Origin of the sequence: Streptomyces spinosus (assembly GCF_020400655.1) — a bacterium.
Lineage (GTDB): Bacteria > Actinomycetota > Actinomycetes > Streptomycetales > Streptomycetaceae > Streptomyces > Streptomyces argyrophylli.
The window spans coordinates 160506-175806 of record NZ_JAINRC010000016.1 but is presented as its reverse complement, the minus strand read 5'-3'; the positions used below and the strand labels follow the sequence as shown (position 1 = coordinate 175806).

The window sequence follows — 15301 nt, the reverse complement described above, 5'->3', positions numbered from 1 at the left end:
CGTGCGACGCTGAGCGACGGCCCGGGAGCGCGCGCTGACTTGGCCGCTACCTACAGGTACTCTCAACGCGATATGAGCACCGAGAACCTTCCCCAGAGCCCTGAGCAGCCGTCGCGCAAGCCGCGCGTGGCCGTCGTGTTCGGCGGGCGCAGTTCCGAACACGGGATCTCCGTGGTCACCGCCGGCGCCGTCCTCAAGGCCATCGACCGGACGAAGTACGACGTCCTGCCGATCGGCATCACCACGGACGGCCGCTGGGCGCTGACGGCCGACGAGCCGGAGCGGATGGCCATCACCGACCGCCGCACCCCCAGCGTGGCCGAGCTGGCGGAATCGCACGAGGGCGGCGTGGTGCTCCCCGTCGACCCGGCGAACCGCGAGGTCGTCTACAGCGAGCCCGGCTCCGTGCCCAAGGCGCTCGGCGAGGTCGACGTGGTCTTCCCGGTGCTCCACGGCCCCTACGGCGAGGACGGCACGCTCCAGGGCCTGCTGGAGCTGTCCGGAGTGCCGTACGTCGGCTCCGGCGTGCTCGCCTCGGCCGTCGGCCAGGACAAGGAGTACATGAAGCGGATCTTCACCTCCTACGGGCTCAAGGTCGGCCCGTACCTGGTGATCCGGCCCCGCGAGTGGGCCCAGGACGAGTCCGCCGCCCGCAAGCGGATCGTCGACTTCGCCGGCGAGCACGGCTGGCCGCTGTTCGTGAAGCCCGCGCGCGCGGGCTCGTCCATCGGCATCACGAAGGTCGACGACCTGTCCGGCCTGGACGAGGCGATCGCCGAGGCGCAGTCCCACGACCCGAAGATCCTGGTCGAGGCGGCCGTACGCGGCCGTGAGATCGAGTGCGGCGTCCTGGAGTTCGAGGACGGCCCGCGCGCCTCCGTCCCGGCCGAGATCCCGCCGCCGGACGCGCACGCGTACTACGACTTCGAGGCCAAGTACATCGACTCCACCCCCGGCATCGTCCCGGCCCCGCTCACCGAGGAGCAGACCGCCGAGGTGCGCGGGCTCGCCGTCGAGGCGTTCGAGGCGGCCTCCTGCGAGGGCCTGGTCCGCGCGGACTTCTTCCTCACCGAGGACGGCGCGTTCGTGATCAACGAGATCAACACCATGCCCGGCTTCACGCCGATCTCGATGTACCCGCAGATGTGGCAGGCGAGCGGGATCAGCTACCCCGAGCTGGTGGACCGCCTGGTGCAGGCGGCGCTGCGCCGCTCGACGGGGCTGCGCTGACCCCCTCGGCCCTCATCCGCGCATGGAGGCGATCCCCTTCGGGATCGCCTTCTTCACGGCCGGCGCCAGGTCGGTCATCACCTGGGCGCTGTCGTCCGGCCCGGACAGCCTCTTCGGCAGGGTCACCTGCACGTACGCCCGGCGATTGGACGTGGTGAACCGCCAGGTGCCGTCGCCCTGCTTCTCCATCAGCCACTCGACGCCGTTCACCCCGCCGGCGATCGCGTTCGGGTCCTCGCCCAGTGCCACCTTGGCATCGACCATCTTCGGCGGCCGGACGATGCCGCAGCGCAGTATGATCGCCGGGCTTCCCCAGCCCGCCGTGTAGGCGGACCGGGGCTCGGGGTCGGCGCGCGGCTGACCGTCCACCTTCCGTGGCAGGACCTTGTCCAGGTCCCGGCAGAGCGGGGCGGTCCGCGCGTCAGGGGTGGGAACCGCCACGGTGCTGTCGTCTGCCGTGGAACAGCCCGCGACCGCGACGAGCAGGGCCGGCGCGAGCAGGGCGAGGGGCCGGTGACGGAAGAAGTTCACCGGCCAAGCGTAGACGGGGGCTACAGATGCACCACCGGACAGGTCAGGGTGCGCGTGATGCCGTCCACTTGCTGGACCTTCGCGACCACCATGCGGCCGAGCTCGTCGACCGTCTCGGCCTGGGCCCGCACGATGACGTCGTACGGCCCGGTCACGTCCTCGGCCTGGAGCACTCCGGGAATCTTGCTGATCGTCTCGGCGACGGTCGACGCCTTGCCGACCTCCGTCTGGATCAGGATGTACGCCTGTACCACGGAACCTCCAGGGCGGCCACGAGGATCATGTGGGGAAAAGGAACGCCACGGTATCGCGTCGCCGCTCCCCGAGGGGAGACCTGCGGGAACCGGGCTTGCGCGCCAGGGTGCAGGCACGACGCAAGTTGACGGTCACCTCGACCGTATCGGGGACACTGGTGACGCGCGACCGGGCGTGGCAAGGCACAGAAGGGGCTTGAGGCAATGAAGGGCACAGTGGGTGAGCTAGGTGAGTTCGGGCTCATCCGGGAGCTGACCTCCCGTCTCACCACCACCCCGGCGGTCCGGGTCGGCCCCGGCGACGACGCCGCGGTGGTCGCCGCGCCCGACCGGCGGGTGGTGGCGAGCACCGACATCCTGCTGGAGGGCCGGCACTTCCGCCGCGACTGGTCCACGGCCTACGACGTCGGCCGCAAGGCCGCCGCGCAGAACCTCGCGGACATCGCCGCCATGGGGGCCGTGCCGACCGCGCTCCTGCTCGGTCTGGTCGTCCCCGCGGAACTGCCGGTCACCTGGCCGACCGAGCTGATGGACGGCCTGCGCGACGAGTGCCAGGTCGCCGGCGCCTCCGTGGTCGGCGGGGACGTCGTGCGCGGCGACACGATTATGGTGTCGATCACCGCCCTCGGTGATCTGCGCAACCACGAACCCGTCACGCGCGCGGGCGCCCAGCCCGGCGACCTCGTGGCCGTCACCGGCTGGCTGGGCTGGTCCGCGGCCGGGTACGCGGTGCTCGCCCGCGGTTTCCGCTCGCCCCGCGCCTTCGTCGAGGCCCACCGGCGCCCCGAGCCGCCGTACCACGCGGGCCCGGCCGCCGCCGCGCTCGGCGCCACCGCGATGTGCGACGTCAGCGACGGCCTGATCGCCGACCTCGGGCACATCGCCGAGGCCAGCAAGGTCCGCATCGACATCCGCTCCGGCGCGATCGACATCCCGACGCAGATGAACGACATCGGGCAGGCCGTCGGCGTCGACCCGCTCCAGTGGGTGCTGACCGGGGGAGAGGACCACGCGATCGTGGCGACCTTCCCGCCGGACGCCAAGCTCCCGGCCCGCTGGAAGGTCATCGGCGAGGTCCTCAACCCCTCCGCGCTGCCCCAGGTGACCGTCGACGGGGCGCCCTGGACCAGCAAGGGCGGCTGGGACCACTTCGGGGACATCGAGTCGTGATCCCCCGGGTGCTCACGGTGGCCGGCTCGGACTCCGGCGGCGGCGCCGGTGTCCAGGCCGACCTGAAGACGATGCTCGCGCTCGGCGTGCACGGCATGAGCGTGCTCACCGCGGTGACCGCGCAGAACTCCGTCGGGGTGCAGGGCGCCTGGGAGCTGCCCGTGGAGGCGGTCCGGGCCCAGTACCGCAGTGTCGTGGACGACATCGGCGTCCAGGCCGTGAAGACCGGCATGCTGGCCTCCGCCGAACTGGTCGAGGCGGTCGCCGAGTTGATCTCCGGCACGGACGCGCCGGCCGTGGTCGACCCGGTCGGCGTCTCCAAGCACGGCGACCCGCTGCTGGCCCCCTCCGCCCTGGACGCCGTACGGACGAGGCTGCTGCCGGTGGCGACCGTGGCCACCCCGAACCTGGACGAGGTGGCCCAACTGACCGGCGTGCGCGTCGAGTCGGAGGACGATCTGCGACGGGCCGCCGCGGCCGTGCTGGAGTTCGGGCCCCGCTGGGTGCTGATCAAGGGCGGACACCTGGCGGGCGACGCCGTGGACCTGCTCACCGACGGCTCCGAGGTCCACCTGCTGCGGGCACCGCGCCACGACAACCGGCACACGCACGGCACCGGCTGCACCCTCGCCTCCGCCATCGCCTGCGGCCTGGCCAGGGGCCGGTCCGTGCCGGAGGCGGTCGCGGCGGCCAAGGAGTACGTCACCGGGGCCATCGCCGCCGGGTTCGCCCTCGGCGCGGGGATCGGGCCCGTGGACCACGGGTGGGCGCTGCGGCGGGACGCCCGCTGAGGGCTCGTGCGGGGCGGGCCGGCGGTTCGATGGCGGTCGCCGCCTCTCCGTCAGCCGCTTGAAGGAGCCGGCCGGCGGCCGGGACCCGGGCAGCCGGTACAACCGGTCCCGGTCGTGGATGCGCCGCTCGGTGGGCGGGGCGAAGGACGGCCCCGCGTTGCCGGAGACCTTCCGGCAGCCCCCGGCGAAGTCCCGGACTCGGTTAGCGCAGGCGGCCGGCGCGCCCCGGTGGCCGCCGCGCCCGCCAGGGCCTGCTCACCGGCGAGGACATGGGCGCCGACGATTGCCAGGCCCGTGCCCGTGCCGCCCCTCGTCGCCCCGTACCCGGCGTCCCCGGGCAGCGCCACCCTGCCCCTGACGAGACGGTCGACGTGAATTCGGGCGATGGCGTCTGAGCATGGGGTCGACGGCGAGGGCGCGCCGGCGGGGCGTGCGGCGACGCGGGCCTGTGTCGACGCGGGCGTGCGGCGCGAGAGGCCGGCGCAGGCGGGAGACCCGGGACGGGAGCGTGCCCGGCGCCCCGGCGGGCGGCGCCGCGCCGTACAGGCCCTCCGGCAGGCGCTCCCCGGACACCGCGCGGCCGGCGTCGAGCAGCGGCCTGAGCAGGGCGCGGGGGCGGGGACACCGGGGCCGAGAGGGGGCACCGTCACCGGTGCTCATCCCGGCCGGGCACAGGGTGCCGAAGCGCGTTCCGTGGATCGTGGCAGGCGCGCCCGCCCGCCGGGTACGGCAAAAAGCCGGCCCACCCGGAGGTGGACCGGCTCAGTGCAGCGAACCAGGCAGTGGCCGCGCGCGGATGGGGGTCCCCCCGCTCGAGCGGAGTCGAGACTGGGGGATGTTGCGTCAGCGCGAGACCTTGCCGGCCTTGATGCACGAGGTGCAGGCGTTCACGCGCTTCGGCGTCCCGCCGACCACGGTACGCACACGCTGGATGTTCGGGTTCCAGCGGCGGGACGTACGGCGGTGCGAGTGCGAGATGTTGTTGCCGAAGCCCGGCCCCTTGCCGCAGACGTCGCAGTTGGCAGCCACGGGTCACTCCAAAGACTTCAGATGCACTTACGGTTGATCCCGGCATGCCGGGATCGAGATCCTATAAGGCCCGAATCTTGAGTGGCGCTGCCAGGGGAATGGCCCGATCGGATCGGGCAACCGGAGCAGCATACAACGGCTGCGCCCGTACAACGAAACTACCATGGCAGCGAGGGCCCCCGGCCCGGCCCTCTTCCGGAGGGCCCCGGTCCGGGGTCTACGCTGCGTCCCACGTCGAGCCAGCTCAAGGAGGCGCAGGTGACGCAGGTGCCGCAGACGTTCCTCGATGCTCTCGCGGTGCGCACCTGGTGCGGTCTGGCGCTCCGGGCCCTGGGGAGGGCCCGGGAGGAGATCGACGCGATCAACGTCTATCCGGTGGCGGACGGCGACACCGGGACCAACCTGTACCTGACCGTGGAGTCGGCGGCGACGGCCGTCGAGGCGGTGTTCGCCGGGTACGAGACCGGCTCGGGGGAGCCCGCGCTCGCGGACGCCGTCCGGGCCATGGCCCACGGCGCGCTGATCGGGGCCCGGGGCAACTCGGGGACGATCCTCGCGCAGCTGCTGCGCGGGATGGCGCAGGTGCTCGCGGACGACGGTGACGCCTCTCACGTCGACGGCCCCGGACTGCGGCTGGCCCTGCGCCGGGCCGCCGACTCCGCCCGGCAGGCCGTGGCCCACCCCGTCGAGGGCACGGTGCTCACGGTCGCCTCGGCCGCCGCCGACGCCGCCGAGGGAGCCGACGGGGACTGCCGGACGGTCGCGCGGGCCGCCTACGAGGGAGCGCGGACGGCCCTCGCGGCGACCCCGGCCCAGCTGGCCGTGCTGGAACGGGCCGGCGTGGTCGACGCGGGCGGCCGGGGGCTGGTGGCGGTGCTGGGGGCGCTGGTGGAGGCGTTCACGGGGGAGGCGGTACGGGAGCCGGTGCGCGAACTTCCGGTACGTGACGTCCCGGCTCATGGGCCTGCGGCCCATGAGCCCCTGCGGCTGGAGATCCCGCAGCCCCAGGCAGCCGTGTCCGCACCCGTGTCCGTGTCCGCCTCCGCTCCCGACGGACACACGCGCACGCACGCGCGCGCGGCGGCCCCCGAGCGGTGCGCCGACGCCGCCGCACCCGGCGGACCGGCCTTCGAGGTGCTCTATCTCCTGGAGGCCGACGACGCGGCCGTGGCCCGGCTGCGCGCGCGGCTCGACGCCCTCGGGGACTCCCTGGTCGTGGTCGGCGGCGACGGGCTGTGGAACGTCCACGTGCACGTCGACGACGCCGGTGCCGCCGTGGAGGCCGGCGTGGAGGCCGGGCGGCCGTACCGCATCCGGATCACCCACTTCGGGCTCGGCGACGTGCGCACCGGCCGCGAGCGCCCGCCGCGCGAGCGGGCGCAGCGGGCGGTCGTCGCCGTCGTACCGGGCGAGGGGCTGGCCGCGCTGTACGCCGAGTCGGGCGCGACCACCGTCCTCGCGCGCCCCGGCGAGCCGCCCGCCAGCGGAGAGCTGGTGCAGGCGGTACGGCGGGCCCACGCGCGGGAGGTCGTGCTGCTGCCCAACGACGCCGACCTGCGCCACACGGCCGCCGCCGCGGCCGAACAGGCCCGCACCGAGGGCATCCGCGTGGCCCTCATCCCGACCCGCTCGGCGGTCCAGGGCATCGCCGCGCTCGCGGTGCACGAGCCGGGGCGCCGGTTCGACGAGGACGTCGTCCAGATGACCTCGGCGGCGGGTGCCACCCGGTACGCCGAGGTCGTCGTCGCCGAGCGCCAGTCCTGGACGACGGCCGGCGTCTGCCAGGCCGGGGACGTGCTCGGCCTGATCGACGGCGACGTCGCGGTGATCGGCACGGACGTCACCGCCACCGCCCGCACCGTCCTCGACCGCATGCTCCAGGCGGGCGGCGAACTGGTCACGCTCGTCGTCGGCGACGAGGCACCCGGGACCGCCGCCGCACAGCTGGAGGCACGCGTACGGGAGTCCTACCTGGCCGTGGACACGGTGGTGTACCGGGGCGGCCGGCAGGGGGCCCTGCTGCTCATCGGCGTGGAGTGAGGGCGGGGACGGCTCAGCCCCGTTCGGCGTCCTGTCCTTCCAGCCCTTGTGCCGCCTCCAGCAACTGTGCCGCCTCCTCCCGCCGGGCCCGGGCCGTGTCGTCCCCCTCGGCCGCGCCCTCGTAGACCGCGAGCACCCCGCGCGCGCGTGCCGCCGCCCGCGCCGGACGGCCGAGGTCCGCCTCCAGCCGGCCCGCGGCCAGTTCCGCGCCGGTACGGTGGTGCAGTCCGGCCGCGCCGAGCGTCGCGAACACCGCGACGGCCCGGGTCATCTGCTCCAGCGCCGCCTCGAACGCGTCCCCGGCCGCCGGATCCGCGTCCTCCCCGGACTCTGCGTCCTCTCCGGCCGCCGAGCGGACCAGCAGCTCCGCGAACTGCCGGTGGGTACCGCCCAGTTCGGCGGCCAGCTCCTCCCGGTCCGCCGCCTCCTCGGCCGCCGCCAGCGCGGTCTCGCACTCCCGTACCGCTCGGCTCATCAGCGCGCGGGCGTCCGCGGCCCCCGGCCCACCGTCGAGGGCGAGCCAGGCGCGGGCGCGCAGCGAGCGGACCAGGAACGGGATGTTGCCGAGCGCGTGCCACAGCTCGCCCGCGCGCGCGTACGCGCGGTCGGCCTCCGCCGCCAGCCCGGCGTTGCCCAGTGACTCGGCGGCGAGGTGGGCGAGCGTGGCGTGGTCCTGCTGCTCGGGCCAGTGCCGGGCGAGGTCGGCGGCCTTGAGCCGCTGCTCGGCGGCGGCCCGGTGCTCGCCCAGCGCGTCCAGGCAGTCCCCGAGCCACCAGCGGGCCTGGACGACCGTCCCGTCGCCGTGGGTGTCGGCGCCGAGGTCGGCCAGCGCGGACTCCAGCACCTCGGCGGCCTCCGCGTACCGGCCCCGGCGCAGCAGGAAACCGCCGAGCTGCTGCCGTGCCCAGGCGCCCAGGGTGCCGCTCTCACCGGCCTCGTCGGCCCAGTGAGCGGCTTCCAGCGCGTGCTCGGCCGCCTCACCGGGCGCGTCCCGGCCACCGAGCACCTCGGCGAGCTGCAGGTGCAACTGGGCCCGGCCGACCGGCTCCACGTACGGCGCGCCGTGCTCCAGGGCCGCCCGCAGCGCCCGCTCGGCGCCGGCCGGATCACCGGCCTGGTGGGCCAGGGCGGCGACCTGCACCTGGTACTCCACCGCGAACCAGGCGAGCCCGGCTCCCACGTACGCGTCGGCGGCCCGCCGGAACGACTCCGCCGCCCGCCCGGCGTCGCCGGTCACCCCGGCCAACTCGCCGAGCATGGCCCACGCCTCCGCGCCCCGCGCCGCCAACCGCACGTCGTCGTCACCACGCCCGTCGACGAGCGCCAGCACCTCCCGCGCGGCTGCCTCGGCCTCCGCGACGGCCCGCCCGGCACCGGTCACCCCGGAGCCCGCGCCGGCCGGCCCCGCACCGGTGACGGTCCGGTCGGCGTCCGCGATGCCGTCGTCCCCGGACTCCGCCCCGTTCCTCCCGGCCTCGCCGGCGTCGGCGGGAGTCCACCCGCCGGCCGCCGCGGCCTCTGCGGTGTCCGCCGGGGTCTCCGTGCCGCCCGCCTCGCCGGCGTCGGCGCAGGCCCCGCCGACGCCCGCCGCGGCCTCCTCCGTCTCCGGGACGGGCCGCCCGGCCTCGCCGGAGCCCGTACTGGCGGACCGCTCGGACTCCCCGCCGTCCCCGCCGTCCCCGCCCGCCGCCTCGTGCACCCGGCGCATCAGTACCCGGGCCCGGCTCATGGCCACCGACGCCGTCTGGCGTACTCCGGTGGCCTCGTCGGCGTACAGGGCGAGGACCTCGTCGTACAGGGACGTGACCGTGGTGAGGGCCGCGTCCAGCTCACCCGTCAGGGCGCGGATGTGGGCTCCACGCGCACGGGCCGCCAGGGCCTCGCCGGGGTCGCCCGCCTCCGCGTACAGGGCCGCGGCCCGCTCGAACAGAGCGATTCCCTCCGGCCCACGGGCCATCGCCTCGTGGTCGGTGACCTCCGCGCGGTCGCGTGCCGTGAGGGCGGCGCCGTCCGGCGCGGCCCGTGCGACCGCCGCCCAGGCCTCCAGGGCCTGCGGCCGCAGGGTGTCCGACAGGCGCCGCGCCTCGGCGAGCAGGGCGGGCAGGTCCGGTCCGGCGGCTGCCGCCGGCGCCGAGGGGGCGACCGCGGGCGCCGGCGCCGGCGCGGCACGCATCGTACGCACGCCCAGCGGGAGGCGGTCCACCAGCGGACGCTGGGCCATCCGCGCGCGGACGCGGTCGCCGACGGCGGACGTGCCGTTGCGCCGGTCGAACCGCTCGGCGAGCTCCGTCGCCTCCGCACGCGCGTGCGCGGCGAGTTCCCGCGCGGTCCAGGCCCGCCCGGCCGGCCCCGGCACCCGCTGCCCGCCGTGCCCCAGCTCGGTCAGCCGGTCCGTCAGCAGCGTCACCACGGCCAGGAAGTCCAGCCGGCTGCGCGGCTGCCCGGTGTCCGTGAAGTACGCCGGCCGCTCCGCCAGCAGCTCCAGAGCGCGCGCCTCGTTCCCGGTCAGCGCGCAGAACTCCACGTGGTCGGCGTACGCGCCCCGCATGCTCTCCATGGACCGCACCAGCCGGAAGCCCCGCAGATGGTGCGCGCGGGCCTCCTCCACGCGCCCCAGCCGCAGCAGCGGGGCCAGCGAGGAGGCGAGCACGTTGTGCGGCTCGTGGGCGCACGCGAACTCGCCCTCCAGCACCGGCCGCCACAGTTCGAGCGCCTCGGCGTCGCGTCCGCACCGCACCTGCCAGACGCCCTGTCCGTGCAGCTCGCAGGCGTGACAGTCGGCCATCGGGTCCCGGTCGGCGGCCAGCCACGCCGCGTACGCCCGCTCCGCGCGCGCGAGGTCCCCGATGTGCGCGGCCACGCTGAACTCGGCACTGCGCACGGCCCGTTCCGAGTGCCCGGCGAGCCGGTAGCGGTGCTCCATCTCGCCGAGCCACTTCTCCACCGACGCGAGCGGGATGTGCGGCTGGTCCAGCATGCCCGCCGACATCCACTTGAAGACCCAGTACAGCGAGTGCGTCTCGTACGCGTCGAAGTCCTCGGGCCGCTCGTCCCACATGCGCAGCAGCCGCGCGAACGGGACGAACATCTTGTCCTTCTCGGAGCTGTAGTTGTAGACCTTCAGCTGGTGTCCGAGCGCCTCGATCACGGCGAGCGGGACGTCCAGCCTCTCGGCCTCGGCGAGCAGCTGCTCCGCGCGCGCGTTGCGGGCCGGGCCCTCCGGCTGCTCGGAGTTCTCCGCCAGTGCCCGGCGCAGCGCGTCGAAGTCGGTGATCCCGCTCATCGTCCGTCCTCCTCCCCGTGGGTCGCCCATGCGAGCAGCCCGATGAACGCCCGGTTGAGCAGCGCCGAGTCGGCCGGCCCGAGCGGGCGCTGCGCCATCAGCAGGGCCTGCCCGTACAGCGACTCGGTCGCGGTGCCGATCAGCTCCGGGTCGCGGAGCGAACCGATCCGCCGGACCAGCGGGTTGAGGTGGTTGAGCACCAGACGCGCGCGCGGGGCGCTGCCGCGCAGCGAGCCCAGGATCCCCGCCCACAGGTCGTCGGCCTGCTCCTCGGCCGCCGCGCGGGCCTGCTCGTGCCGGGCGGCCCGGTCGTCCAGGTGCAGCGCGGGCACGGTCAGCGGGTGGAAGGCCCGCAGGACGACGTCACAGCCCAGCGGGTCGAGCCGGTCCCGCGCGGCGGCCAGGAACCCGGACAGCGCCAGCTCCTCGGCCGGGTCCACCGCGTCCAGGTGCGCGGTCACGGTGTCCGCGTCCAGCTCGGCGACCACCGTCCCCGGCCGCACCCGCGGCAGCGCCTCGACCAGCTCGCTGTCGTACGTGTAACCGCCGTTGACCACGCCGACGCCCTGGGCGGCCGCGATCGGCGCGACCTGCCGGTACTCCTCGACCGTCCGCGTGAAGTGCACCACCGGGTGCCTTCGTGCGAACTCCTCCAGGGACAGCTGCCCGTCGGTCGTCTCGAACGGCAGCCACGGCAGCATCGTGCGCAGCATGCCGGCGTCGTGCCGGGCGAGGGACTTCACGCCCAGGTGGTGCACGGCGAGGAAGGCCGCGAGCCGCTCGGGATCACCGGCGGCGAGCCCGGTCAGCCAGGACCGGATCCGCGCCCCGAGCGCGTCCCGCACGGCGGCCAGCGTCTCGTCCTCGTACAGCGACTCGCGCGAGGCGGTCGGCCGCAGGCTGTCGGTGTCCAGGACGCAGCGCACGAAGAACGCCCAGTCCGGCAGCAGCTGTTCGGCCCGCTCGGTGAGCAGCATGCCCTTCAGGTGCACACGGTGGGTCGCCCGCTGGGCCGGGCTGACCGCCGACGGCAGCACGTACGCCACCCCGCGGACCCCGGCCACCGGCACGTCCAGGTCGATGGAGTCCAGCGGGGTGAACCCGAACAGCTCACGGCAGTGCCGGGCCAGCGCCACCCGGCGGCCTGCCGGGCTGGGGTGGGCACGGTCCCAGGGAGCGGGCAGCTCGGTGACGGGCTCGTCGCCGGCGCGGACGTCGTACGGCAGCAGGGAGCCGAAGTCCCGGGCCAGGTCGCGGACCCGCTCCGGGGCCAGCCACTCGGCCGCACCGGCCCGCGCGGTCAGGTACACGGTCGTGCCCGGCTCGGGCCGCTCGGCGCCGGGCAGCGTGCGCACGGTGTACGAGCCGTCGTCCCGGGCGGTCCACTCCACCGGCGGGGCCCCGGGCGTCCGGGCGCTGCGGCTGACCACCCGGATCCGCTCGGCGACCACGAAACAGGCCAGCAGCCCGATGCCGAACTGCCCGAGGAAGTCCGACCGGGCCTGCTGAAGGTCCTCGGCCCGCTTGGAGCTGCGCCCGATGGTCGCCAGCAGGCCGTGCACGTCCGCTTCGGTGAGCCCGACACCGGTGTCCTCCACCCGCAGCCCGCCGTCCGCCGCGTACAGCCGGATCCGCGCCGGGGCGTCCGGGTCGGCGGCCCGGCGGGCGGTGACGGCGTCCACGGCGTTCTGCAGCAGTTCGCGCAGATAGACCTTGGGGCTGGAGTAGAGGTGATGGGAGAGGAGGTCCACCAGACCACGCAGGTCGACCTGGAAACTGTGAGGTGGATGGGGCGACTGGGATGGCTGGGATGCCTGAGAGGTCTGGGAGTCCATCGTCACTGCGCCGGAAGGGGCGTGCGAGCGGCGCGGGGTCGGGCGGTCCCGGCGGGGCGGTGACCGCGAAGGATGGCCGGAGCGCGCCATCCTAGGGCCGGAGTAGCCCGTCTGACCAGGAGTTTCCCGGATGTTTACGGCATCCGGCCGGGAATCCGCGGGGCGGGGTGTACGGCATTGTCAGTGGCGTGGTGTGCAATGGATCTCGTGCCCGCACTGCAAGAACCGCTCAAGAAGGTGCTCGGCCCCGCCACCGCGAAGGTGATGGCCGAGCACCTCGGCCTGCACACCGTCGGCGACCTGCTCCACCACTACCCGCGCAGATACGAGGAGCGCGGCCAGCTCACGCACCTCGCCGACCTCCCCATGGACGAGCACGTCACGGTGGTCGCCCAGGTCGCCGACGCCCGCCTGCACACCTTCGCCTCGGCCAAGGCCCCCCGCGGCAAGGGCCAGCGCCTCGAGGTCACCATCACCGACGGCAGCGGCCGGCTCCAGCTCGTCTTCTTCGGCAACGGCGTGCACAAGCCCCACAAGGAGCTGCTGCCGGGCACCCGCGCGATGTTCGCCGGCAAGGTCTCCGTGTTCAACCGCCGCCTCCAACTGGCCCACCCCGCCTACGAGCTGCTGCGAGGCGACAGCGAGGAGACCGTCGAGACCTGGGCGGGCGCCCTGATCCCCATCTACCCGGCCACCGCCAAACTGGAGTCCTGGAAGATCGGCAAAGCCGTGCAGACGGTCCTGCCGAGCGCCCAGGAAGCCCTCGACCCCCTGCCCGGCACCCTCCGCGAGGGCCGCGGCCTGCTCGCGCTCCCCGAGGCCCTGCTCAAGATCCACCGCCCGCACACCAAGGCCGACATCGCCGACGCCCGCGCCCGCCTGAAGTGGGACGAGGCCTTCGTCCTCCAGGTCGCCCTGGCCCGCCGCCGGCACGCCGAGACCCAGCTTCCCGCCGTCCCCCGCGTCCCCGGCCCGGACGGCATCCTCGCGGCCTTCGACGACCGCCTGCCCTTCACCCTCACCGAGGGCCAGCGCAAGGTCACCGAGGAGATCTTCGCCGACCTCGCCACCGCCCACCCGATGCACCGCCTGCTGCAGGGCGAGGTGGGCTCCGGGAAGACGCTGGTCGCCCTGCGCGCCATGCTCGCCGTGGTCGACGCCGGGGGCCAGGCGGCCATGCTCGCGCCCACCGAGGTCCTCGCCCAGCAGCACCACCGCTCGATCACCGAGATGATGGGCGAACTCGCCGAGGGGGGCATGCTGGGCGGCGCCGAGCACGCCACCAAGGTCGTCCTGCTCACCGGCTCCATGGGCACGGCCGCCCGCCGTCAGGCCCTGCTGGACCTGGCCACCGGCGAGGCCGGGATCGTCATCGGCACCCACGCCCTGATCGAGGACAAGGTCCAGTTCCACGACCTCGGCCTGGTCGTGGTGGACGAACAGCACCGCTTCGGCGTGGAACAGCGCGACGCGCTGCGCGGCAAGGCGCACTCCCGGGGGGAGAGGCGGTCCCCGCACCTCCTCGTCATGACCGCCACCCCCATCCCGCGCACGGTCGCCATGACGGTCTTCGGCGACCTGGAGACCTCCGTCCTCGACCAGCTCCCGGCCGGCCGCTCCCCGATCGCGAGCCATGTCGTCCCGGCCGCCGACAAGCCCCACTTCCTGGCCCGCGCCTGGGAACGGGTCCGCGAGGAGGTCGCGAACGGCCACCAGGCGTACGTGGTCTGCCCGCGGATCGGGGACGAGGAGGACGACCCGGGCAAGTCCGGGAAGAAGAAGCCCCCGCAGGACGAGGCGGACAAACGCCCCCCGCTGGCCGTGCTCGACGTGGCCGACCAGCTCGCCCGCGGCCCCCTGAAGGGCCTGAGGGTGGAGGTGCTGCACGGCCGGATGCACCCCGACGACAAGGACGCCGTGATGCGCCGCTTCGCCGCGGGGGAGACGGACGTCCTGGTCGCCACCACCGTCATCGAGGTCGGCGTCAACGTCCCCAACGCCACGGCCATGGTCATCATGGACGCAGACCGCTTCGGCGTCTCCCAGCTCCACCAGCTGCGCGGCCGGGTCGGCCGTGGCTCCGCCCCGGGCCTGTGCCTCCTGGTCACCGAGATGCCCGAGGCCGGCCCGGCCCGCCAGCGCCTCGGCGCCGTCGCCTCCACCCTCGACGGCTTCGAACTCTCCCGCATCGACCTCGAACAGCGCCGCGAGGGCGACGTCCTCGGCCAGGCCCAGTCCGGCGCCCGCTCCAGTCTGCGGGTCCTGGCGGTCATCGAGGACGAGGAGGTCATCGCCGAGGCGAGGCAGGAGGCGACGGCGGTGGTCGCGGCCGACCCGGAGCTACAGCACCTGCCCGGCCTGCGCACCGCGCTGGACGCCCTCCTGGACGAGGACAGGGAGCAGTACCTGGAGAAGGGCTGAGGCGGGAGCGCCCCTGGAGGGGCGCGGGCCCGTCGTCCGTACGCGGCTACCACCGCGCGGGCGCGACCAGCCACAATGAACCGTAAAGCCGCCCACGGAGAAGGACCCCCCATGACCCGCGTGATCGCCGGTGCCGCCGGTGGACGGCGCCTCTCGGTACCGCCCGGCACCGGAACCCGGCCGACCTCCGACCGTGCACGCGAGGGCCTCTTCTCCACCTGGCAGTCCCTCCTCGGCGGCCCCCTGGACGGCGAACGGGTCCTGGACCTCTACGCCGGCTCGGGCGCCGTGGGCCTGGAGGCCCTGTCCCGCGGCGCGCGCCACGTCCTGCTGGTCGAGGCGGACGCCCGGGCCGCGCGGACCGTCCGGGAGAACGTGAGGAACCTGGGCCTGCCCGGCGCCGAGGTCAGAACGGGCAAAGCGGAACAGGTCGTCAGGCAGGCCGCACCGGAGGAGCCCTACGACCTCGTCTTCCTCGACCCCCCGTACGCCGTCACGGACGACGATCTTCGGGAGATCCTGCTCACACTCCGCTCGGAACGCTGGCTCGCCGAAGAAGCCCTCGTCACCGTGGAGCGCAGCACCAGAGGCGGCGAATTCCACTGGCCGGACGGCTTTAAGCCCATTCGGTCCCGGCGCTACGGCGAGGGAACGTTTTGGTACGGTCGCGCCGCCTCTACGTGCGAAGACGCACGATGACCGGACCGGAGAGCGAGG

General features: G+C 74.6%; 11 protein-coding genes. 6 read left to right on the top strand and 5 right to left on the bottom strand.

Annotated elements, in window-relative coordinates; translation table 11 throughout:
- The first annotated feature begins 72 nt into the window (after positions 1-72).
- On the top strand, positions 73-1230 hold the full coding sequence (locus LG395_RS29335; RefSeq protein WP_225811777.1) for a D-alanine--D-alanine ligase family protein: 1158 nt from the start codon (positions 73-75) through the stop codon (positions 1228-1230).
- Between the two features lie 12 nt (positions 1231-1242).
- Here LG395_RS29335 and LG395_RS29330 read toward each other — a convergent pair whose 3' ends face one another.
- A complete protein-coding gene (locus tag LG395_RS29330) occupies positions 1243-1761 on the bottom strand; it encodes a DUF3515 domain-containing protein (RefSeq protein ID WP_225811776.1) in 519 nt (172 codons plus the stop codon).
- A gap of 20 nt (positions 1762-1781) precedes the next feature.
- Entirely contained in the window at positions 1782-2015 is a 234-nt protein-coding gene (locus tag LG395_RS29325) for an Lrp/AsnC family transcriptional regulator (RefSeq protein WP_030649166.1), read from the bottom strand.
- A gap of 204 nt (positions 2016-2219) precedes the next feature.
- Between LG395_RS29325 and LG395_RS29320 the strand changes: the two genes are divergently transcribed.
- Together LG395_RS29320 and thiD are read left to right on the top strand one after the other, a co-directional pair.
- A complete protein-coding gene (locus LG395_RS29320) occupies positions 2220-3185 on the top strand; it encodes a thiamine-phosphate kinase (RefSeq protein ID WP_103811195.1) in 966 nt (321 codons plus the stop codon).
- Positions 3182-3976, top strand: a complete 795-nt coding sequence (thiD, locus tag LG395_RS29315) for a bifunctional hydroxymethylpyrimidine kinase/phosphomethylpyrimidine kinase (RefSeq protein WP_225811775.1) — start codon at positions 3182-3184, stop codon at positions 3974-3976. Before LG395_RS29320 ends, thiD begins: the two co-directional genes overlap by 4 nt.
- Before the next feature lie 843 nt (positions 3977-4819).
- Here thiD and rpmB read toward each other — a convergent pair.
- Positions 4820-5005 carry a 50S ribosomal protein L28 gene (gene rpmB, locus LG395_RS29305; protein ID WP_003993230.1) on the bottom strand — a complete coding sequence of 62 codons (186 nt, stop codon included), beginning with the start codon at positions 5003-5005 and terminating at the stop codon, positions 4820-4822.
- Between the two features lie 258 nt (positions 5006-5263).
- Here rpmB and LG395_RS29300 point away from each other — a divergent pair, with 258 nt between their 5' ends.
- The gene (locus tag LG395_RS29300) at positions 5264-7045 is read left to right on the top strand and encodes a DAK2 domain-containing protein (RefSeq protein ID WP_225811774.1); all 1782 of its coding nucleotides are present in this window, start codon (positions 5264-5266) and stop codon (positions 7043-7045) included.
- 13 nt (positions 7046-7058) lie between these two features.
- On the opposite strand, the gene LG395_RS29295 is transcribed toward LG395_RS29300, so the two are convergent.
- Positions 7059-10328 carry a tetratricopeptide repeat protein gene (locus LG395_RS29295; protein ID WP_225811773.1) on the bottom strand — a complete coding sequence of 1090 codons (3270 nt, stop codon included), beginning with the start codon at positions 10326-10328 and terminating at the stop codon, positions 7059-7061.
- Positions 10325-12163, bottom strand: coding sequence for an HSP90 family protein (locus LG395_RS29290; RefSeq protein ID WP_225811772.1), 1839 nt, complete (start codon positions 12161-12163; stop codon positions 10325-10327). Before LG395_RS29290 ends, LG395_RS29295 begins: the two co-directional genes overlap by 4 nt.
- 198 nt (positions 12164-12361) lie before the next feature.
- Here LG395_RS29290 and recG point away from each other — a divergent pair, with 198 nt between their 5' ends.
- Together recG and rsmD are read left to right on the top strand one after the other, a co-directional pair.
- Positions 12362-14584, top strand: coding sequence for an ATP-dependent DNA helicase RecG (recG, locus tag LG395_RS29285; RefSeq protein WP_225811771.1), 2223 nt, complete (start codon positions 12362-12364; stop codon positions 14582-14584).
- Positions 14585-14695: 111 nt separating this feature from the next.
- The gene (rsmD, locus tag LG395_RS29280) at positions 14696-15283 is read left to right on the top strand and encodes a 16S rRNA (guanine(966)-N(2))-methyltransferase RsmD (RefSeq protein ID WP_225811770.1); all 588 of its coding nucleotides are present in this window, start codon (positions 14696-14698) and stop codon (positions 15281-15283) included.
- The last annotated feature ends 18 nt before the right edge of the window (positions 15284-15301 follow it).